This window comes from Xanthomonas sp. NCPPB 901 (genome assembly GCF_056725085.1).
In genome coordinates, this window is record NZ_CM161511.1 from 4871501 (window position 1) to 4891864 (window position 20364).

Below are 20364 nucleotides of genomic sequence, written 5' to 3' on the forward strand. Positions count from 1 at the left end.
GCCGCCAGCGGCGGCAAACACATTGCGATCGCTGCCGCCGAACGGCGGCAGCGATTCAGAACTGGTAGATCAGGCGCACGCCGTAGGCCGGCTGCGCGCTGTGGAAGTCGCGCGGCGCATGCAGGTCCCAACCGGCAAAGCCATCCCAACTGAGCCCGCCGTGCGCGCCACGCACGCCGGCGAAGCCACCGACCAGGCTGCGCCCGGCCTGCGCGTCGGCGCTGGGGCCGGCGATGCGGCCGGCATCCACGCCCAGGTACGGGGTGATGCCCAGGCGCTGCAGCGGCAGGTTGAGGGTGTTGCGCCAGTACGCGCCGCGCTCGGCGCCGAGGGTGCGTTCGCCGTCGAAGCCGCGCACGCTGTAGCGCCCGCCCAGGGTGATGAACTCCGAGCCGAGCAACAGCTGCGGCGAGGTCTGTGCGTGCAGGCTGCTGTCCCAGCTCAGCGCCACCCCGCCCAGCGCGAACGGCAGGCCGGCGCTGATATCGAGGGTGGTGACTCCGTAGCGGTAGCCGGGGAAGCCCACCGCCGGGTCGTAGCCGGTCCACTGCCCGTCGAACCACGGGGTCCCGCGGCGGTGGCCCAGGCGCGTGTCCAGTTGCAGCTTGCCCAGGTAGTGGCGGTGGCTGAGGTAGAGCTCGGCGCTGGTGGTGTGGCGGCGCTGGATGCCGATCTCCACGCCGTCCAGGTAGCTGCGCGCCGCGCGCTTGGCCACCACCATGCCGAGCGTGGTCTTGCTGGTGCCGGTGCGGTGGATCACCCGCTGCAGATCCAGCTGCGCGCTGTCGGAGTTGCCGCTGGACTGGAAGCTCTGGCGGAAGCCGTCCACCCGCTGGTGGTAGCGGTACGACGACAGCGACAGGGAGAACGTCCACCAACCCCACGGCACGCTGTAGGACAGGCTGTTGCCGCGGGTGCCGCGCTCGGCGCTGTCGTCGACCAGGTCGTGGGTGTAGCCGATCGAGAGCAGGTCGTTGATGCCCAGCGGCGCATCCAGGGCGAAATCGACGCCGCCCTGGTAGCGGCCGGTCGCCTGCACGCCCGAATCGTCGGCGTTGAGCACCGCGCGCCAGCGCTTGCTGCGCTGTACGGTGATCAGCAGGTCCGACTCGCCCGGCTGCTCGCCCGGGGCGATGTCGATCTTGGCGTCCTGCGACGGCACCCGCTTGAACTGCTCCACGCCCTGTTCGATCGCGCGCAGGTCGAGCACATCGCCCGGCCGCAGCGGCAGCGCCCCGCGCCAGAACACGCGCCCGTCCGCCGACTGCACCCGCACCTGGCGCAGCCGTCCGGGCAGCAACTCGAACCGCAACTGCCCGCTGGACAGGTCCTGCGCCGGCACGCCCAGGCGGGTGGTGACGAAGCCGCGCGCGACCAACTGGTCCAGCGCGCGGCGGCGGATCAGGTCGATGCCGGCCGTGCCGATGCAGCGGCCCTCGTAGCGGCGCAGCCACCGCCACAGCCAGGCGAAGCGCGCCGCGTCCGGGCCGGCGCCGCTGAGGCGGATGTGCTGGATCGGGAAGCACAGGGCTTCGGTCGGCAAGCTGGTGCTGTGCATGTCCGCCGGCGCTTCGGCCTGGCGCGGGCCGGCGAACGGCGCCTGCCGATCCTGCTCCTGCTGCCGCTGCACCTGCTCGGCCTGGCGCAGTTGCTCCTGGCGGTCGAGTGTGGTCGGTTCCTGCGCCCAGGCCGCACAGCTCCAGCCCAGCACGCACGCCGTCACAACGCCCCGAGAAGCTCCCTTTCTCCAGCTACGCACTGCTACATCCCCTGTCACGCTTCCGGCGTTTCCCTGCACGCAGGGCACGATCGCATCCCGGCGCCTGGGCGCCGCATTTTGCGGTTGTTTGGTGAACGAAGTCTGGTTCAAACCACAGCGAGGGAGCATCAGGAATCTCCCCACGTGATGTCGGGAAATTCCCTTCATCCCAGGCACTTACGTGATGTTTGCCGGATTTTATGGCGATGGCCGTCACGCACGCCGCCGAGGCCGTGGCCGGTGTGTGCGCAGCGGCATGTCGCACCGAACGCGGCATGCCCCCGTCCACCTGCCAGGCCTTGCCCTGCGAGGCCGCCCCGCTGTGGTGCCGGCGCAGCGATGGCGCCGACACCGGCACCGACACGCTGCAGACCGCCATCGCGCCCCCCGACCGACACAGCCGGGACGATCGCAGCGCGCGGGCTGCCGCCCGTTGCGCAGCCGTACCGGACGCCCGGCGCCTGTCATCGCAACCGGCTAAAATCCGCGTTCATTTGCCTAGGTTCCCGCGCCCGATGACTCCGATCGCCCGCACCGCACTGGCCTGCGCCGTGCTCGCCCTGTCCGCCTGCAAGCCGCAGGCACAGGTCGCCGACTCCGCCGCCAAGCCGGCCGCCACTGCCGCCGCCGCGTCAACAGCGGCCACCCCGGGCGCCGCCGACGACAACCTCAACGCGGTGCTGTGGATGCAGCGCTCGGCCGAGTACCGGGCGCTGACCGAACAGACCTACCGTGCCGCTGCCGATCGCCTGGATGCGGCGCTGAAGGAACCGAACTGGGACGCGCTGGTGCCGGAGGAGCGCGGCAACGCCGCGGCCGGGCTGAAGCCGGCGGTGGTGATGGACGTGGACGAGACGGTGCTGGACAACTCGCCGTACCAGGCGCGGCTGATCCGCAACGGCAAGGAATACGACGAAGTCAGCTGGGACCAGTGGGTCGCCGAGAAGAAGGCCAAGCCGATCCCCGGCGTGGTCGATTTCGCCAAGGCCGCCACCGCCAAGGGCGTCACCGTGCTGTACGTGACCAACCGCGCCGTGCACCTCACCGATGCGACCCTGGCCAACCTGCGCAGCGCCGGCCTGCCGGTGGCCGACAACAGCGTGCTGCTGGGCCTGGGCACGGTGGTCAAGGATTGCGAGCAGAACGGCTCGGAGAAGAACTGCCGGCGCAAGCTGGTCGGCCAGCAGTACCGCGTGCTGATGCAGTTCGGCGACCAGCTCGGCGACTTCGCGCAGGTGGTGGCCAACACCCCGGAAGGCCGCGCGCAGTTGCTGCAGCAGTACCACGACTGGTTCGGCGAGCGCTGGTGGATGCTGCCCAACCCCAGCTACGGCTCCTGGGAACCGGCGCTGTTCAACAACGACTTCGCCCAGTCGCGGGCCGCGCGCCACCAGGCCAAAGTGCAGGCGCTGGAGCTGGCGCAGTGAGCCGCGCGCCGCTGGCGCTGGCGCCGCGCGAGCGCCTGATCTTCGCCCTCGACGTGCCCGGGCGGCACGAGGCGCTGGAGTGGGTCGAGCGGCTCGGCGATGCGGTGGCGTTCTACAAGATCGGCATGGAGCTGCTGGCCTCGGGCGAGTACTTCGACGTGCTGGACACGCTGGCCGGGCGCGGCAAGCGCGTGTTCGTGGATCTGAAGTTCTTCGACATCCCGGCCACGGTGGGCGGGGTGATCCGGCGGCTGTCGCAGTGGCCGGTGGACTACTGCACCATCCACGGCTGGCACCCGGCGATGATGCAGGCCGCGGCCGAGGCCAACGGCAGCGACATGCGCCTGCTGGCGGTGACCGTGCTGACCTCGATGGGCCGCGCCGACCTGGCATCGATGGGCATCGACCGCGCGCCCGAAGACGTGGTGGTGGAGCGCGCGCTGGCCGCGCAGGCCGCCGGCATCGACGGCGTGATCGCCTCCGGCCAGGAAGCGGCGCCGATCCGCCGCGCCACCGGCGCCGGGTTCTCCATCGTCTGCCCCGGCATCCGCCCCGGCGGCCCGGTCGACGACGACCAGCAGCGCACCGTGGGCGTGGCCCAGGCCTTCGCCGACGGCGCCGACGCGATCGTGGTCGGCCGGCCGATCCGCCAGGCCGCCGATCCGCGCGCCGCGGCCGAGGCGATCCAGCAGGAGATCGCGGCGACGCTGGCTGGCCGCACCAGCGCTTGACCATTAAAATCAACAACTTGCGTGGTGATTATTAAACCATTGCATTAGCTTCGGCATGCCGGTAGCATGCCCAGCGTCCGGCCTTGCCGGAGATGTGCCAATACCGTTCTCCGGCTTCGGTCGGATTTGGAGAGGCCCGCGCCTGGTGCGCGTGGCCTCTTTTTTTGCGCACGCGTTTTGCGCCCGCGTGGCCCGCTCAGGCGGGCCGGGCCGCGCAATAGCGGTCGATGAAGGCCTGGTGCGATGGCATCGCGTCGGCGCAATGGCCGATGGTCTGCTCGACGCTGGCCATGAAGCGCTCCAGGTCGGCCTGCGGCACCTGGTCCACCAGCGGGTGGTAGGCGCGCGGCAGGATGCCCTGCCCGACCATCACCTGCACCCAGCTGATCTCGGCGAACATCTCATCGCCGTTGCGGTAGAAGCGGCCGCTGTCGCGGAACAGGTCCAGCGTCTCCTGCAGCTCCGGGGTGATCGGCATGTTCCGACAGTGCCGCCAGAACGCGCTGTCGTCGCGCTCGGTGGCGTGGTAGTGCAGCAGCAGGAAGTCGCGGATGCGGTCGAACTCGAAGGCGATACGGTCGTTGTAACGCCGTACCAGCACCGGGCTGATGCCCTCGCGCGGAAACAGTTCCAGCAGCTTGGAGATGCCGGACTGGACCAGGTGGATGCTGGTCGACTCCAGCGGTTCCATGAAACCGCTGGCCAGGCCCAGCGCGATCACGTTGCGGTTCCACACCTGCTTGCGGCGGCCGGTGACGAAGCGCAGCGGCCGCGGCTCGGCCAGGGCCGGGCCGTCGAGGTTGGCCAGCAGCGTGGCCGCGGCCTCGTCGTCGCTGATGTGCGCGCTGCAGTACACGTAGCCGTTGCCGGTGCGATGCTGCAGCGGGATGCGCCACTGCCAGCCGGCCGCGCGCGCCGTGGCGCGGGTGTAGGGCGTGGGCGGGCCGACCTTGGCGCAGGGCACCGCCAGCGCGCGGTCGCAGGGCAGCCAGTGGCTGAAATCGTGGTAGCCGGTGTGCAGCGCCTGCTCGATCAGCAGGCCGCGAAAGCCGGAGCAATCGATGAACAGGTCGCCGGCAATCGCCTCGCCCGAGGCCAGGCGCACCGCGCTCACGTCGCCCGATTCCGGATGCAGCTGCACCTGCTCGACGATGCCCTCGCGCCGGGTCACCCCACGCTGTTCGGCGTAGCGGCGCAGGAAGCCCGCATACAGCGCCGCATCGAAATGGTAGGCGTAGGCGATGTTGGCCAGCGGCGAATTCGGCGGCACGTCGGTGGCCGAGGTCATGAACCTGTCGCGCTTGGCGGCGACGGTGTTGAGCGTGTAGGCGCCCAGCGGCCGGGCCTTGCCGGCCAGCGCCTGCTTGAACCAGTACTGCTGGAACGGCAGCAGCCCGAGCGAGTGCCCGATCTCGGTGCCGAAGCCATGCACGTAGGACGTGCCCGGGCGCTGCCAGTCGGCGAACTCGATGCCGAGCTTGAAGCTGCCCTGGGTGTGGCGCACGAACTCGGCCTCGTTGATGCCGAGCAGGTTGTTGAAGGCCTTGATGTGCGGCACGGTGGCCTCGCCGACGCCGACGATGCCGATCTGCTCGGACTCGATCAAGGTGATGCGGTACTCGGGGCCCAGCACACGCGCCAGCGCGGCAGCGGCCATCCAGCCGGCGGTGCCGCCGCCGACGATGACCAGGTTGCGGAGAGGGGCGGCGATCATGCGTGCGTGGTCCTGTACCGGGAAAAGGGGCGACCGCATATGCGGACGGGGCCACGCGGCCCCGTCCGTTGAAACCCCACGCGCGCCGGTCGGGCACGCGCGTGGGTCATGCAGTGGATCAGAACTTGGCGCCGATCTCGAAGGTCACGGTGCGCGGCACGTACATGATGTCGCCGGTCTTGTTGATGCTGATGTTCGGATCGTACCGGCCGTTGCTGCCGAAGTCGTTGTAGACGTACGTGTTGTAGTTCTTGAAGTTGAAGGCGTTGAGCAGGTTCACGCGCGCCGACAGCTTGAAGTCCTTGTACACGGTGAAGTCCTTCGACGCCTGGAAGTCGACCGTGCGGTAGCCCCAGATCTTGCCGCCGACCAGGAACTTGCCATTGCCCGGCGGAATCGCCGCGACCTGCTGGCAGGTCGCACCATCGGGATCGGTGTGGCCATAGCACGCGATGGTGTTGATCGGTTCCGGCGTCGCCAGCACCACCTTGGCGCCGAAGGTCATGCCCCACGGACCGTCGATCGAGCCGGAGGCGACGAAGCGGTGGCCCGCCACGGCGTCGGACTTCACGAACGGATAGTCGTGGATGGTGGCCTTGTCGAAGCCGAAGGGCTCGTCGATGTTGCGGTTCTGGCGCGCATTGGTGTGCGTGTAGGACAGGGTCAGGCCCCAGCCGGATTCCTTAGTGTAGGGCTTCTCCGCCGACAGCAGCACCTGGGTGGTGCGCTGCTCCAGACCGTTCATGCCGATGATGGTGTTCTTGTACCCCGGCACCGGCTCACCCCACGGCGCGCTGCCGTTCTCGAAGTACGCGCCGTTCGGGTAACGGTTGATCAGCGACATGGCGAAGCCGTCGTAGCTCAGGTTGCGCTGCACGGTCACGTCGGTCAGCCAGTCGCCGACCTGGTTGCTGATGCCGATGCTGTACTGGTCGCTGTACGGGGTCTTCAGATGGTTGTTGAACATGAACAGCTCGCCGCTGCCGCTGACGCCGGCGATGGCATTGAGATTGTCCATGCCGTTGAGGTACTTCGTATCCCACGGCACGCACACGCGATCGCTGCGGTAGCACTGGCCGGTGGCGGGATTCTGGAAGAACACCGCGACCGGCGACAGCGCCGCCTTGCTGGTTTCGTACGCCATCTGCTCGAACAGGTTGCGGTCGTAGGACCGCCCGGCACCGCCATGCAGCACGGCGGACTGGTCACCGAAGAAGTCGTAGGAGAAGCCCAGACGCGGCTGCCATGCATCCTTGAAGTTCTTGCGGTTGTGCCCGTTGCTGATGTAGTCGGCGGCATTGACGCCGCTCGGCAGCAGGCGGTTGGCCCAGGGCTGGCCCGGGTTGGCAGGATCGTCGGAATACAGCGCCTGCACGAAGGCGGCCGAGGTGACGAAGTCGGTGTAGGCCGGGTTGTCCTCGTAATCCCAGCGCACGCCGATGTTCAGCATCAGCTTGTCGTTGACCGCCCAGTCGTCCTGCAGGTAGATGCCGTACTGCTTGGCCTTGGTGGAGACCACCGCGCTCTGGCCCGGGGTGGCGTACGGCGAATAGAAGTCCACGCGATAGGGCGTGGCGGCGACACCGTTGGCGTCGACCGAGTAGCTGAACTGCGGGTTCAAGGAGGCGGCATCCTGCGCCGTCAGCTTGATGTCCTTGTAGTTCACGCCCATCTTGATGGTGTGGTCGCCGTGCCACTGGAAGCTGGTGAAGGTCAGGTCGTTCTGCAGCGACCAGCCCTCCTGCTGGCGCTTCTGCACGCTGGCGCCACCGGCCGGTCCCGTGGACAGGAAGTTGTACTCGCCGATGTTCGGATCGGTGTAGTCCAGGTAGTTGTAGATGACGCCGTTGCCAACACTCATCGGCAACGGATCGTTGCGGCCGTCCTCGCGGCTGACGATCAATTCGTTGTACCAGGCATCGGCGCTGTGCGCCCAACGCAACGCGACACGCTTGTCCTTGTTGATCTTGTCCAGACCGTGATCGGTCGCGTTCTGCCCGCCGACGTTGTCGGTCTGGGTTTCGTCGCGGACCTGGGCGCTCAGTTCGAAACGGTCGCGATCGGTCGGCTCGAAATCGATCTTGCCGAAGTACAGGTCTTCGGTGAACGGCAGGTTGGCCGCGCCGTACTGGCCGGACAGGTTCGCCGGCAGGAAACCGACATACGGTGCCGCCTTGGCGTCGGGATAGATCGTGCGCGGCACGACGTTGTCCTTGCCTTCGTAGGCGAAGAAGAAGTGCATGCGGTCCTGCAGGATCGGACCGCCGATCGCGAAGCCGTATTCCTTGGTCTGCGAGTCCACCTTCTTGCCTGTGGCTTCTTCGGCCGGGCTCTTGTCGCGCAGATCCTGGTCGGTATAGCGGTAGAACACCTCGCCGTGGAACTCGTTGGTACCGGACTTGGTGGCCGCGGTAACCGCCGCGCCGCTCACCTGGCCGAACTCGGCCTTGTAGTTGGAGGTGATGACCTTGTACTCGCCGATCGCCAGCTGCGGGAAGGGGTTGCCCTGGCTGTCGTTCTGCCCGGCGATACCCCCCTTGGCCACATAGCTCTTCTGGCTGACGCCGTCGATGTAGAGGTTGCCGGCGCTGCTGTTGGAGGCGCCGCCGCGCAAGGTGGTGTGTCCCTGCGAATCGATCTGGAACACCATGCCCGGCACGGTGTCGGCGAACTCCAGGAAGTTGCGGGTGGCCTGCGGCAGCTGCTCGATCTGGTGCAGCGACACCACGTTGCCCACTTCCGAGGTCTTGACGTCCTTGAGCAACGGCGCGCTGACGGTGATGGTGTCCAGCGTGGTCGCGTTGCCGCCGGCGGCCGGCGTGGCGGCGTCGAGATCGACGGTGGACGAGGACGCCACCTGCAGGGTCACGGTCTTGGTGACGCCGTTGGCCTCGACCTTGTAGGTGCCCGGCGGCAGGCCGACCACGGTATAGCTGCCGTTGGCGGCGATCGGCGCGCGACGCACCGAGCCGGTGGCGATGTTGGTGACGGTGACCTCGCTGCCGGCCTGGGCCGCGGCGACCTGACCGCGCAGGGTCGCATTGCTGGACTGGGCCATCGCCGGCATCGTGGCGAACAGGCAGGTCGCCAGCGCGCAGCACAGCAGGCTGCGTGCGGGCAGGTTGGAAGCGGAACGCTGTTTCTTCATGACAAAAGCCCTCCCAGGGCGCTCAACAGGATCATTGTTGTGTTCTTTTAGGTGCTGCAAAAAAACGACATCGGTGCTGCATGCGTCGGTGTCAGTCCATGGCGGTCCCTCGCTTGGCACTGGAAGCACGAACGATGAGTTGCGGGGCGATCGCGCCGGCCGCCGCTGCCGACGCCGCCGACGCCGCCGACGCGGCGTGCGGCTCCAGCGCGGCGAGCAGCAGCTGCATGGCGCGCGCGCCGAAGCCGGCGATGTCCACGCGCATGGTCGTCAGGGCCGGATGCACGTAGCGCGCCATCGGCACGTCGTCGAAGCCGGCCAGGGCGATGTCCTCGGGCACGCGCAGCCCGGCATGAGTGAAGGCGAACAGGCAGCCCAGGGCCATCATGTCGTTGGCGGCGAACACCACGTCCGGCCGCTGGCCTTGCAGCAGGGCTTCGCCGGCGCGGTAGCCGGAGGCCTCGTCGAAGGCACCGGGCAGCACCAGCGGCGCCACCTGCGGGCAGCACGCGCGCAGTTCGTCGCGGTAGCCGCGCAGGCGCTCGTGCGCGTCGAAGTTGTCGTCCGGCCCGGCGATGAAGGCGATGCGGCGATGGCCCACGTCCAGCAGGTGGCGGGTCATCGCGCGCGCGCCGCCGTAGTTGTCGACGTTGAGCACCTGCGCCTCGCCCAGGCGCTCGGCGCAGTTCATCAGCACCGTCGGCAGCGCGCCGGGCAGCATGTCGGCCGGGTCCTCGGCATCGCTGGCCAGGGACGGCGACATGATCAGCAAGCCGTCGACGCGGCCGGGCATGCGCCGCACCGCCAGCCGCTGCTGCTCCGGTTCGCCGTGGTAGCTGGACACCAGCAGGTGCAGGCCACGCTCGCGCGCCACCGTGTCGATGCCGCGGATCAGTTCGGAGAAGAACTCGCCGTGCAGGTCCGGTAGCACCACGCCGATGGTGTGGGTGCGGCGGCTGCTCAGGCTGCGCGCGGCATGGTGCGGCACGTAGTGCAGGGTGCGCGCGGCTTCCAGCACCCGCGCGCGCACCGTCTCGGCCACGTGCTGGTGGCCGTTCATGGTGCGCGAGACGGTGGCCACCGAGACGTTGGCCAGGCGCGCCACGTCCTTGATGGTGATGTTGGCGCGTGCATCCGGCGCCGGGACGGGGGGTGGGCTCACCGGCGTGCCTCCAGGGTCCGGAACGGGGTGGACAGGGTCGCGGGGGACCGGTCGGACCCGCGCGTGGCGGCGCGCAGGCGCGGCGCGGAGGACGCGGTGTCGGTGCCAAGCGGCGCACGGGACGAACGGGCTGCCTGCCGATGCGCACGCGGCGGCCGGCGGCCGTCCTGCGCCTGCACCGGCGCCGTCATCGCAAGTCCGCACAGGACGGCAGACAGCACCCAGGGGCAGCGGCGCGCGCCACCGTGACCGAGCACTCGGATGATCTCAGACGAATATCGCACTGGGTCCCCCGGCCAGTACCGCCTCAATCGAGGTGGGCGGACGTTAGCAGCAACTGCAAGCGGTTACATGATGCGTCGCAACATGCGCAATCCCCTGGCGCATCTGGCCACACGCCGACAAGCCTGTCCCGGGGGGGCCCAGCCGGGTCATGCAATGTCCTGCCGCGACAGGCCCACCCCTGGGTGCCTGCCGGGTCGCCCCCGCCCCGCCGACCCGCCCGGCTTGCCGGAATCGTCCGCGCCCAGCAAGATGCGGAACGTTTTGGGGAACGAGCCCGCACCATATGTCGTCCTGCCCGACCCGGGTCATCTCCTCACGCGCGCTGTGCGGCCTACTGTTGGCGATGCTCGCCCTGGCTGCGGGCGGGTGCACGCGCACGCCCGCCGAACTGCCCGGCGCCAGCGCCGAGCCGGCCGCGGCGGTGCGCACGCTGGCGCACGCGCTGCAGCGCAACGACCTGCTCGGTTACGCCCACGCCGCAGTGCCGCCGGCCCAGTACCAGCGCCTGCAGCAGGCCTGGAGCGAGGATCGCAGCCGCTGGCCGCTGACCGAACTGCCGCTGGCCGAACGCCTGCCCGCGGTGCTCGACACCCTCGCCGCGCCCGGCGCCGAGCGCCAGCTGCAACGCGCCTTCGACGCGCAGTTCGGCGGCCAGGCGGCGAGCCTGAAGCAGGCGGCGCACTCGCTGGGCCTGTTCGGCGTGCAGTTCCTGCGCAACCAGGGCCATTACACGCCGGAACAGCGCGGCCACTACGTGCAGCTGGTGCAGGCGCTGAGCGCCTGGGCCGCGCGCGCGCCGTTGTCCGAGCGCAAGCGCGCCCAGGCGGCGATCGCACGGCTGTGCGCCGGCGCGCGCCGCACCGGCGTGCGCAGCGACGCCGACCTGCGCCGCCTGGGCATGGACGAGAGCCTGCGCCGGCTGGGCCCGTTCCTGGCCGACCTCAAGGCGGTGCTGGCCGACTACGGCCTGGACCTGGACGCCAGCGCCGGCGCGCTGCGCACCGGCCTGGTGAACCAGCAGGGCGACCAGGCCGTGGTGCGCATCCAGTACCCGCTGGACGGCGAACAGATCGACACCACTGCGGTCCTGGTGCGCCGCGACGGGCACTGGTACCTGCGCGACACCCTCAGCGAGGTGGAGGCGCTGCTGGCGGCCAGCGCCGGCGCCGCCGCCCCGGCCGCGGCACCCGCCGCCGACCCCGCCCCGCCGGCTAAGCGATAATGGCCCCGATGCCAGAACAAAATCCCCTCCCGTTCCCCGACGACGCCGCGGCTGCACGCGCGGCCGACGCGGCACCTGCACCCGCCGACGCCTCTCCGGCCGACCCGGGCGCCTCCCCCTCTCCGACCGCCGTTTCCTCCACCCTGCCGGTGGCTCCGGCGACGGCGCGCCAGGCCAAAGGGCCGCTGTGGGCGCGCCTGCTCGGCCGCCTGGCCGATCCCTGGCTGGGCCTGAAGATCGAGCCGGCCGAGCCCGGCCAGTACGACGACGGCCGCCCGGTGGTGTACGTGCTGGAGGACTACGGCCTGTCCAACGCGCTGATCCTGGACAAGGCCTGCCGCGAATCCGGCCTGCCCTCGCCGCTGGTGCCGCTGCCCGGCGATCCGCTGGGCCGCAAGCGCGCCTACCTGGCGCTGTCCCGGCGCAGCAGCAACCACGCGCTGCTGCCGGAGCAGCGCGGCGCCAAGACCCACTCCGACTCGCTGGCCAAGCTGCTGCAGGCGCACCGCGTGCGCCCGGACCTGGACATCCACCTGGTGCCGGTGTCGATCTTCGTCGGCCGCGCCCCGGACAAGCAGAGCGGCTGGTTCGCGGTGCTGTTCTCGGAAAACTGGGCGCTGGTGGGCAGCTTCCGGCGCCTGCTCGGCGTGCTGCTCAACGGCCGCAGCACCATCGTGCGCTTCGCCCCGCCGGTGTCGATGCGGCAGACGGTGGAGGAAGGCCTGCCGCCCGAACGCACCGTGCGCAAGCTGCAGCGGGTGCTGCGCACCCATTTCCGGCGCATCCGCGAGGCGGTGATCGGCCCGGACCTGTCGACCCGGCGCCTGCTGGTGGACCAGGTGCTGGCCGCCGAACCGGTGCGCGAGGCGATCGCCGCGCAGGCCAAGCGCGACAACAGCAAGCCGGTGGACGCGTGGCGCAAGGCGCATGCCTACGCCTGGGAGATCGCCGCCGACTATTCCAGCCCGGTGGTGCGCTCGGCCAGCTTCCTGCTCACCCACGTCTGGAACCGCATCTACGCCGGCGTGCTGGTCCACCACCTGGACAAGCTCAAGGACGCCGCGCCCGGGCACGAAGTGATCTACGTGCCCAGCCACCGCAGCCACATGGACTACCTGCTGCTGTCCTACCTGCTGTACGAACGCGGCATCGTGCCGCCGCACATCGTGGCCGGCATCAACCTCAACCTGCCGGTGGTCGGTACCCTGCTGCGCAAGGGCGGCGCGTTCTTCATCCGCCGCTCGATCAAGGGCAATGCGCTGTACTCGGCGGTGCTCAGCGAGTACGTGGCGCAACTGGTGGCCGGCGGCTATTCGATCGAGTACTTCGTCGAAGGCGGGCGCTCGCGCACCGGCCGCCTGCTGCAGCCCAAGGGCGGCATGATCGCGATGACCCTGCGCGCGTTCCTGCGCCAGCCGCGCAAGCCGGTGCTGTTCCAGCCGATCTACGTCGGCTACGAGAAGCTGATGGAGGGCAACAGCTACCTCGACGAGCTCAGCGGCCGGCCCAAGGAGAAGGAATCGATCTGGGCGCTGCTGTGGGGCATCCCCAAGGTGCTCAAGCAGAACTACGGCCAGGTGGTGGTGAACTTCGGCGAGCCGATCGCGCTGAGCCAGGTGCTGGCGCGGCGCGCGCCGGAATGGGACGGCCGGCCACTGGACGAGGACGAGAAGCCGGCCTGGCTGAGCGGCACCGTCGATGCGCTGGCGCAGCAGATCCAGGTCCACATCAACGCCGCCGCCGACGTCAATCCGGTCAACCTGCTGGCGCTGGCGCTGCTGTCCACCCCCAAGCACGCCATGGGCGAGGCCGACCTGATCGCGCAGATCGAACTGTGCAAGAAGCTGCTGGTGGAGCTGCCGTACTCGGACCGGGTCACGGTGACCCCGCACTCGCCCGAGCGCATCATCGCCCATGCCGAAGAGATCAACGTGCTCACCCGCACGCCGCATCCGCTGGGCGACGTGCTCAGCGTCAACGGCGACAACGCGGTACTGCTGAGCTACTTCCGCAACAACGTGCTGCACCTGTTCACCGCCTCCTCGTGGGTGGCGTGCTGCTTCCAGAACAACCGCCGCATGAGCCGCGCCGGCCTGCTGCGGCTGGGCCGCACCGTGTACCCGTTCCTGCAGGCGGAACTGTTCCTGCCGTGGAGCGAGGACGAATTCGCCGAGCGCATCGAGCGCACCATCGACGTGTTCGTGCGCGAGGGCCTGCTGCTGCAGCTCAACGAGGACGACGGCAGCGTGCTGGCGCGCAACACCGGCCAGACCGACGAGGTATTCCGCCTGCGCGCCATCGGCCACTCGCTGCAGCAGGCGTTCGAGCGCTACTACATCGCCATCTCGGTGCTGGTGAAGAACGGCCCGGGCAAGCTCGGCGCCGGCGAACTGGAAAGCCTGTGCCAGCAGGCGGCGCAACGCCTGAGCCTGCTGTACGCACCGGCGGCGCCGGAGTTCTTCGACAGGACCCTGTTCCGCGGCTTCATCCAGAAGCTGCGCGAACTGAAGCTGGTGTGGCCGGACGAGAACAGCAAGCTGGTGTTCGACGAACGGCTGGATGCGTGGGCGAAGGACGCCAAGTTCATTCTTGGCCGCGAGCTGCGCCACACCATCGAACGGGTCAGCCCGGAAGCGGCCAAGGTGGAGGAGCCGCCGGTACCGCAGGATTGAGCCTGCCGTCGCCGCGCGTAGCGCGGTGGCGGTGGAACGTGGCGCGTGGCGACGCGCCAGACACCCGGCCAGCACCGCAGCGCGGCTCAGGCGTCGAACAGATCCCCGGTGCGCGGCCCTGCCTCCGCCGCATCGGGCGGATAGACCAGTTGCCCCTGCGCGTCGCTGCGCGCGGCCGGGTTGAGCATGGCCGGTTCCTGGCGGCCGACGTCGACCAGGTGCACCACCGGGTGACCATGATGCAACAGGTGGTCGCAGATGATCTGGCGGTGGCATTGCCGCCAGTACGCCTCGGCGCACATGACCGCGCACGCGCCGTCCTCGCCGAAGGCCTGCAACGCGGTCAAGGCCTCGGCGAATTCGTTGCCCAGCGCGTAGTCGGCGTAGTGGTGGAAGCCGACGCTGCGCCAGTGGCCGTTGCGCTGCGGATCGACGCCAGGCTGCTTGCCGCGGCGCCCGCCCAGGGCGCGGAAATGCCGGTAGACGATGCCCGCGGCGGCCAGCGCCGGCGCCAGCGCGCTGCCGTCGAACTGCGGGAACCGCCGCGAGTAGGGAAAGGCGCGCACGTCGGCGAGGCGGGTGACGCCGGCGCCGCGCAGGATCTGCAGGAAGGTCTCCAGGCTGCGCGTGGAATGGCCGACGCTGAAGAAGGTCGCCGCGCTCACGCCGGTTCGTCGGGGATCAGCAGATGCTCCAGGCGCATGATGCAGTCCTTCAGTTGCAGCTTGCGCTTCTTCAGCCGCTTGGCTTCCAGCTCGTCGTCCAGATTGGCCGGGATGCGCTGCAGCTGCTCGTCGAGCGCGCGATGCTCGCGACGCAGGGCGTCGATGCGCAGGGAGATCTCGGCGGGCGTCAGGGTGTCCACGAGGTTCGAGCATACACAGGCCACTGGTCCGCCGTCACCGTGCACCGCGCCGCTATGCCGGGCGCAGGCCAGCCGGCACAATGCGCGAGGGGACCGCGGCGGAGGCGGCCCCCTCCCACCCTCGTGCCACCCGCGGCAGGATCGCCGCGCCGAAAGGAGTCAGCATGCGTTCGTTCCGTTCCCCGTTCGTTCTCGCCCTCGCCCTGGCAGCGGCCCTGCCGCACCTGGCCGCTGCGGCCGATCCCAAGTTCTCCGGCTTCCTGTGCTGCAACATGCGCAGCGACGGCAGCTGGATCAGCGACAGCAACTACGCCGAAGACGGCAAGCGGGTGATCCCGGCCGGCACGCCGGTGCAGGTGACCGGCTACGGCCGCTACCGGGTCAATGTGCTGATCGACGGCAAGAAGCAGTCGATCGGCAACGACTACAGCCGCGACCTCGGCAACGAGGCCTTCGCCCAGCGCTACGTGGTCGCGCAGGATCCCAAAACGAAACTGGCGGCCTACCCGCCAAAGATCCGCGAGGCGATCGCCGCCGGCCGCGTGACCAAGGACATGACCCGCGAGCAGGTGCTGATGGCGCTGGGCTATCCGATCAGCAGCGAGAATCCGAACCTGGACGCGCCGCTGTGGCGCTACTGGCTCGGCAGCTTCAGCGAGTTCCAGGTGTCCTTCGACGGCACCGGCAAGGTCGACAAGGTCACCGCCGATCCGCAGACCCAGAACCTGGTCTGGCAGCCGTAACCCCGGCGCGCACCACGCGCCATCGCGCCGCGCTCCCAACCCGGCGGCGCGCACCTCGTGCCAGGGTCGCGGCCTGCCTCGACCCTGGCACAACCGAGGCCACGGCGCCGGCAGGACGCGCGCTGCTGCGCTCAGCGGCTCAGCACCTGCGGAGAATCAGCCCGCATCGGCGCCTACTGCGAGAGGCCTGCATGGCCTCGTCTTGCACGCGCACTTGGCCCACGCTCGGCGCTGCACCACGACGGAACAGCAGCTGGCCGGGGCCCGACGGACACCGGCGGTTGCCATGAAACATCATCGCGACCATGGGCCGCGTTCCTGCGAACGCACGCCATGCCGCTCCCCGCGGAGCCGGGGAGCGGCATGGCGTGCGCGCTGCGACCAGCAGCGCGCACCGGCTCGGCGTCCCTAGCAGGCGTGTTCGACCTGCAACGGGGCCACCCGCTGCGGACCACGCCTGGAGGGCAAGGCACCGGCCGTGCCCAGGGGCTTGGCCTGGCTCGGCGCCGCCAGGTCCGCGTTGCCGCCGGACAGGATGAACATCTTCACCGCGTCGCCGAGCTGGATGGCCTGCTCCTCCATCGCCTGGGCCGCCGCCGAGGCTTCTTCCACCATGGCGGCGTTTTGCTGGGTGGTCTGGTCCATGTGGGTGATGGTCTGAGTGACCTGTTCGATGCCGCTCGACTGCTCCTGCGAGGCGGCCGAGATCTCGGTCATGAAGTCGGTCACGCGCTGCACGCTGACGACGATCTCGTGCATGGTGCTGCCGGCGCTGTTGACCAGCTGCGCGCCGGCGTCCACCTTGCTCACCGAGTCGTCGATCAGCTGCTTGATCTCCTTGGCGGCCTCGGCCGAACGCTGCGCCAGCACCCGCACTTCGCTGGCGACCACGGCAAAGCCACGGCCCTGCTCGCCGGCGCGCGCCGCCTCCACCGCGGCGTTGAGCGCGAGGATGTTGGTCTGGAAGGCGATGCCGTCGATCACGCTGATGATGTCGGCGATCCGGCTGGACGAGGTCTGGATGTCGTTCATCGTGTCGATGACCTGGGCCACCACCGCGCCGCCTTGCGACGCCACCGCGGTCGCGCCGATGGCCAACTGATTGGCCTGGCTGGCGCGTTCGGCATTTTGGCGCACGGTGGAGGTCAGCTCCTCCATCGAGGCGGCGGTTTCCTCCAGGCTGGCCGCCTGCTGCTCGGTGCGGCGCGACAGATCGGCGTTGCCGGCGGCGATCTCGCCGGCGGCGCCGGTGATCTGCCCGGACGCATGCTGGATGCGGCCGACGATCTGGGTCAGCTGGGCCACGGTGGCATCGGCATCGTCGCGCATTTGCGCGAACACGCCCTCGAACTGCCCCTCCATGCGCGTGGTCAGGTCGCCACGGGCGATGTCCTGCAGCAGCCTGGACAGCGCCTGCAGATTACCGTCGGTGGTGGCCATCAACTGGTTCAACCCTTCGACCATGTCGCGGAAGTCGTACTGGAAGCGCGCGGTGTCGCCGCGCACGGCGAAGTCGCCGGCGGCCGCGGCGTCGACCAGCCGTCCGATCTCGGCATGCATCGCCGACAGATTGCGCTTGACCTGGTCCATGGTCTCGGTGAGCGCGGCCTGCTCGCCGGGCAGGCGATCCATGTCCTGCGACAGGTCGCCGATCGCATAGCGCCCCATGATCTCGAGCAGGCGCTGCTGGAGATTCACGTGCATGTCGAGCAACGCATTGCTCTCCCCCACCATGCGCCCGTACTCGCCGGGGAACGCGTGTTCGTCCATGCGCTGGCTGACGTCGCCGCGCTCGTGGTGTCTGGCCACCTGCGACTGCGCCGCCATCACCGCCTGCAGCTGCGTCTGCATGCGGTCCATGCTGGTCAGCAGGCGGCCGGTCTCGTCCTTGGGCTGCGGCGGGATCCGATGGTCCAGCCGGCCCTGGGCGATGGATTCGGCGATTTCGGTAGCGTTCCCGAGCGGCCCGGCCAGGCTGCGGGTGATCAGCACGCTCAAGGTCGCGCCGAGCACCGCCGCCAGCAGGCCGAAGCCGATCAAGGCACGATTGCTGAACACCAGGGCCGCCTGGATCTGCTCGGAGCTGAGCGCGTTCTGCCGGATCTGCAGATCGACCGCGTTCTGGATCACCTCCACGCGCCGCGCCAGCAACGGCGCGGCATCGCCGTACAGCAGCTGCCTGGCTGCCTCGATCTCGCCGGAACTGGCCAGCGCCAGCACCCGGCTGTTGACCGAGCGAGCGGCCGCCTGCGCGGCCTGGATCTCCTTCCGCATGGCCAGCCCTTCCGCCGTGCCCGGCAGCGCGTCCAGGGCCTTGCGACGGCGGTCGTTGTCGGCGCGGATCTCCTGGATCTTGGCGACGAGCGCCGGGCGCTTGTCGGCCGGCGACAGCATCATGTCGCGCAGGTAGCGCTCCGCGCTCATGTTGTTGCGCAGCATGGTGTACAGCAGTTCGGTCTTCAGATTGTTCTCGTGGACGATCTTGTCGACCGCCTGGCGCACGTTGTGGAACTGGTAGAGCGCCAAGGTAGAGGAAGCGCCAAGCAGCACGATCAGCAGGCCGAACGACAGCGCAAGGCGCTGACTCACCTTGAAGGAGTGAAAGAAGTGCATTGGGGGGGGGGATTCGCGAGGGGGGGTACTTCTATCGGTATCGACATCGCGAACTTGACCCCCGGCGAGCGACCCAAGTCGCAAATTCGGAAAGCCGCATGCGCAGACGTCGCCGGCGCCGATGCGCAGCATGGAAAATGCGTCACCGCGCACACCGTATCGCACGCGGCGCGCGCGGCAGGCTCAACCGCAGGTGGCACACGCCGTACAGCGCGTCATGCCTGCAATGGCGAGGTCTGCGCGGCGTCGGCCACAGCCTCGCACACGGCGCCAGGCGCAGCGGATAGCGTGCGGCGCATGCCGAGCGCACGGTCGCGGCGCGATCGCGCGACGTGACGGCCGCATGCGGCACGGACTGGTCTGCGCCGCGACACCAGCGTGCGGGGCGGCACGACTGCACCCTCGCGCCGCCCGGTGCCGCACCGGCGCGAGAAGCGCAAGAAGCGCGGCTACGCTACAGCGTGTCCAGGCGTTCGCGCAGATGCTGCGCGTGCGCGCGCAAGGCCTGCACGTGCGCGGCCGGCAGCGTGTCGAGCTGGCGGTACACCACGTCCAGGCGGCGATTGCGACCCAGCGTATGCTGGTGCCGCGCGAAGAAGTCCCAGTACAGCGCGTTGTACGGACACGCACGCGCGCCGGTCTTCCGCTTGCGGTCGTAGCGGCAGCCCTGGCAGTAGTCGCTCATGCGGTCGATGTAGGCCGCGCTGCTGGCGTAGGGCTTGGTCGCAAGCAGGCCGCCGTCGGCGAACTGGCTCATGCCCACGGTGTTGGGCAGTTCGACCCATTCGAACGCGTCGATGTAGACGCCCAGATACCAGCGGTGCACCGCCGCCGGATCCAGGCCGGCCAGCAGCGCGAAGTTGCCGATGACCATCAGCCGCTGGATATGGTGCGCGTACGCGTCCTGCAGGGACTGGCCGATGGCGTGGTGCAGGCAGCGCATGTGCGTGTCGCCGGTCCAGAACCAGGCCGGCAGTGGCGTGTCGTGGCCGAGCGCATTGCGCGCTTCATAGCCGGGCATATGCGCCCAGTAGATGCCGCGCACGTACTCGCGCCAGCCCAGGATCTGCCGCACGAAGCCCTCCACAGCCGCCAGCGGCGCAGCGCCGGCGGCGTAGGCGGCCAGCGCGCGCTGCACCAGTTCCTGCGGCCGCAACATCTTGGTGTTCAGGGCGAAGGAGAGCTGCGAATGGAACAGGCGCGGACTGCGCGTGCTCATCGCATCTTCGTAGCGGCCGAAGTGCGGCAGGGCGTCGGCGATGAAGCGATCGAGACAGGCCAGCGCCTCGGCACGGTTCAGCGGCCAGCGCACCGCCTCTGCCTGCGGTTGGCCGAAGCTGGCGACACCGGCGGCCTGGATGCTGGCCCACAGCGCGCGGTGATCGTGGCTCGGGCGCGTATCCGGCGGCGGCGCCGGTTCGCCATGCCAAGGCTGGCGATTGTCGTGGTCGTAGTTCCACTGCCCGCCTTCCGGCGTGCCGTCCGCGGCCAGCAGGATCCGGTGGCGCTTGCGCATGTGCCGGTAGAAGTGCTCCATCAGCCACTGCGGGCGCCCGCCGAAAAACTCCGCCAGTTCGCCGCGGCGGGTGTAGAAGTGCGCACTGTCCCCCGCTTCGGTGGCGAAGGCCTGCGTCGCACTCCACTGTCGCAGTTGCTGGTCCAGGCGCCATTCGTCGGGGTCCTGGTACTGCAGGCGCTGCGCCCCGTAGTGCGTCATCAGCGCACCGAGATTGGCGGGGATGGACTGGCGGTTGCTGGCGGCGTCGATCGCCACGTAGCGCACGCGATGGCCCGCCGCCCGCAATTGGGCGGCGAACGCGCGCATGGCGGCGAAGATGGCGAGGATCTTCTGCGCATGGTGCAGGACGTAGTCGGTCTCCTGCCGCACTTCCATCAGCACGTAGACCACGCCGGGATCGCGCACGTCGAACCAGGCATGGTCGGGATCGAGCTGGTCGCCCAGCACCAGGCGCAAGGTGTGGGCGGTGGACGGCAGCGGGCTCATGCAACGTGGCAGGCGCGC

Annotated in this window: 13 protein-coding genes; 5 read left to right on the forward strand and 8 right to left on the reverse strand. The window is 69.4% G+C overall.

From position 1 onward, the window contains the following. Positions 1-55: 55 nt before the first annotated feature. The gene (locus AC1PME_RS20670) at positions 56-1711 is read right to left on the reverse strand and encodes a ShlB/FhaC/HecB family hemolysin secretion/activation protein (RefSeq protein WP_481096889.1); all 1656 of its coding nucleotides are present in this window, start codon (positions 1709-1711) and stop codon (positions 56-58) included. Between the two features lie 563 nt (positions 1712-2274). On the opposite strand from AC1PME_RS20670, the gene AC1PME_RS20675 reads away from it, so the two are divergent. Continuing rightward, positions 2275-3186 (forward strand): 5'-nucleotidase, lipoprotein e(P4) family, encoded by a 912-nt coding sequence (locus AC1PME_RS20675; RefSeq protein WP_481096890.1) that lies wholly within the window; start codon positions 2275-2277, stop codon positions 3184-3186. Further along, complete coding sequence (gene pyrF, locus AC1PME_RS20680) at positions 3183-3917, forward strand: orotidine-5'-phosphate decarboxylase (RefSeq protein ID WP_481096891.1); 735 nt, start codon at positions 3183-3185, stop codon at positions 3915-3917. The genes AC1PME_RS20675 and pyrF overlap by 4 nt, the downstream gene beginning before the upstream one ends. Positions 3918-4113: 196 nt before the next feature. Here pyrF and AC1PME_RS20685 read toward each other — a convergent pair whose 3' ends face one another. The 3 genes from AC1PME_RS20685 to AC1PME_RS20695 form a co-directional block, all read right to left on the reverse strand. Then, complete coding sequence (locus AC1PME_RS20685; protein ID WP_481096892.1) at positions 4114-5631, reverse strand: tryptophan halogenase family protein; 1518 nt, start codon at positions 5629-5631, stop codon at positions 4114-4116. A 118-nt stretch (positions 5632-5749) separates the two neighbouring features. Next, positions 5750-8779: a TonB-dependent receptor gene (locus tag AC1PME_RS20690; protein ID WP_254459658.1), complete on the reverse strand. Its 3030-nt coding sequence runs from the start codon at positions 8777-8779 to the stop codon at positions 5750-5752. A 91-nt stretch (positions 8780-8870) separates the two neighbouring features. Next, complete coding sequence (locus AC1PME_RS20695; RefSeq protein WP_481096893.1) at positions 8871-9941, reverse strand: LacI family DNA-binding transcriptional regulator; 1071 nt, start codon at positions 9939-9941, stop codon at positions 8871-8873. Between the two features lie 568 nt (positions 9942-10509). Between AC1PME_RS20695 and AC1PME_RS20700 the strand changes: the two genes are divergently transcribed. Together AC1PME_RS20700 and plsB are read left to right on the forward strand one after the other, a co-directional pair. Continuing rightward, a complete protein-coding gene (locus AC1PME_RS20700) occupies positions 10510-11448 on the forward strand; it encodes a hypothetical protein (RefSeq protein ID WP_254459660.1) in 939 nt (312 codons plus the stop codon). Then, positions 11448-14120 (forward strand): glycerol-3-phosphate 1-O-acyltransferase PlsB, encoded by a 2673-nt coding sequence (plsB, locus tag AC1PME_RS20705; protein ID WP_481096894.1) that lies wholly within the window; start codon positions 11448-11450, stop codon positions 14118-14120. Before AC1PME_RS20700 ends, plsB begins: the two co-directional genes overlap by 1 nt. An 86-nt stretch (positions 14121-14206) precedes the next feature. Here the strand turns inward: plsB and AC1PME_RS20710 are convergent, their stop codons facing one another. Next, positions 14207-14785, reverse strand: coding sequence for a DUF488 domain-containing protein (locus tag AC1PME_RS20710; protein ID WP_254459665.1), 579 nt, complete (start codon positions 14783-14785; stop codon positions 14207-14209). Continuing rightward, complete coding sequence (locus tag AC1PME_RS20715) at positions 14782-14985, reverse strand: YdcH family protein (protein ID WP_010342388.1); 204 nt, start codon at positions 14983-14985, stop codon at positions 14782-14784. Before AC1PME_RS20715 ends, AC1PME_RS20710 begins: the two co-directional genes overlap by 4 nt. 164 nt (positions 14986-15149) lie before the next feature. On the opposite strand from AC1PME_RS20715, the gene AC1PME_RS20720 reads away from it, so the two are divergent. After that, entirely contained in the window at positions 15150-15728 is a 579-nt protein-coding gene (locus AC1PME_RS20720) for a hypothetical protein (RefSeq protein ID WP_481096895.1), read from the forward strand. Positions 15729-16136: 408 nt separating this feature from the next. Here AC1PME_RS20720 and AC1PME_RS20725 read toward each other — a convergent pair whose 3' ends face one another. Further along, on the reverse strand, positions 16137-18341 hold the full coding sequence (locus tag AC1PME_RS20725; RefSeq protein WP_481096896.1) for a methyl-accepting chemotaxis protein: 2205 nt from the start codon (positions 18339-18341) through the stop codon (positions 16137-16139). 454 nt (positions 18342-18795) lie between these two features. After that, on the reverse strand, positions 18796-20346 hold the full coding sequence (locus tag AC1PME_RS20730) for a cryptochrome/photolyase family protein (protein WP_481096897.1): 1551 nt from the start codon (positions 20344-20346) through the stop codon (positions 18796-18798). Positions 20347-20364 lie beyond the last annotated feature (18 nt).

Excerpts from the sequence above, each read along its gene's own strand:
- AC1PME_RS20730 (WP_481096897.1), bottom strand. The coding sequence starts at position 20,346 with ATGAGCCCGCTGCCGTCCACCGCCCACACCTTGCGCCTGGTGCTGGGC.
- plsB (WP_481096894.1), top strand. The coding sequence starts at position 11,448 with ATGGCCCCGATGCCAGAACAAAATCCCCTCCCGTTCCCCGACGACGCC.
- AC1PME_RS20725 (WP_481096896.1), bottom strand. The coding sequence starts at position 18,341 with ATGCACTTCTTTCACTCCTTCAAGGTGAGTCAGCGCCTTGCGCTGTCG.
- AC1PME_RS20720 (WP_481096895.1), top strand. The coding sequence starts at position 15,150 with ATGCGTTCGTTCCGTTCCCCGTTCGTTCTCGCCCTCGCCCTGGCAGCG.
- AC1PME_RS20700 (WP_254459660.1), top strand. The coding sequence starts at position 10,510 with ATGTCGTCCTGCCCGACCCGGGTCATCTCCTCACGCGCGCTGTGCGGC.
- AC1PME_RS20690 (WP_254459658.1), bottom strand. The coding sequence starts at position 8,779 with ATGAAGAAACAGCGTTCCGCTTCCAACCTGCCCGCACGCAGCCTGCTG.
- AC1PME_RS20685 (WP_481096892.1), bottom strand. The coding sequence starts at position 5,631 with ATGATCGCCGCCCCTCTCCGCAACCTGGTCATCGTCGGCGGCGGCACC.
- AC1PME_RS20675 (WP_481096890.1), top strand. The coding sequence starts at position 2,275 with ATGACTCCGATCGCCCGCACCGCACTGGCCTGCGCCGTGCTCGCCCTG.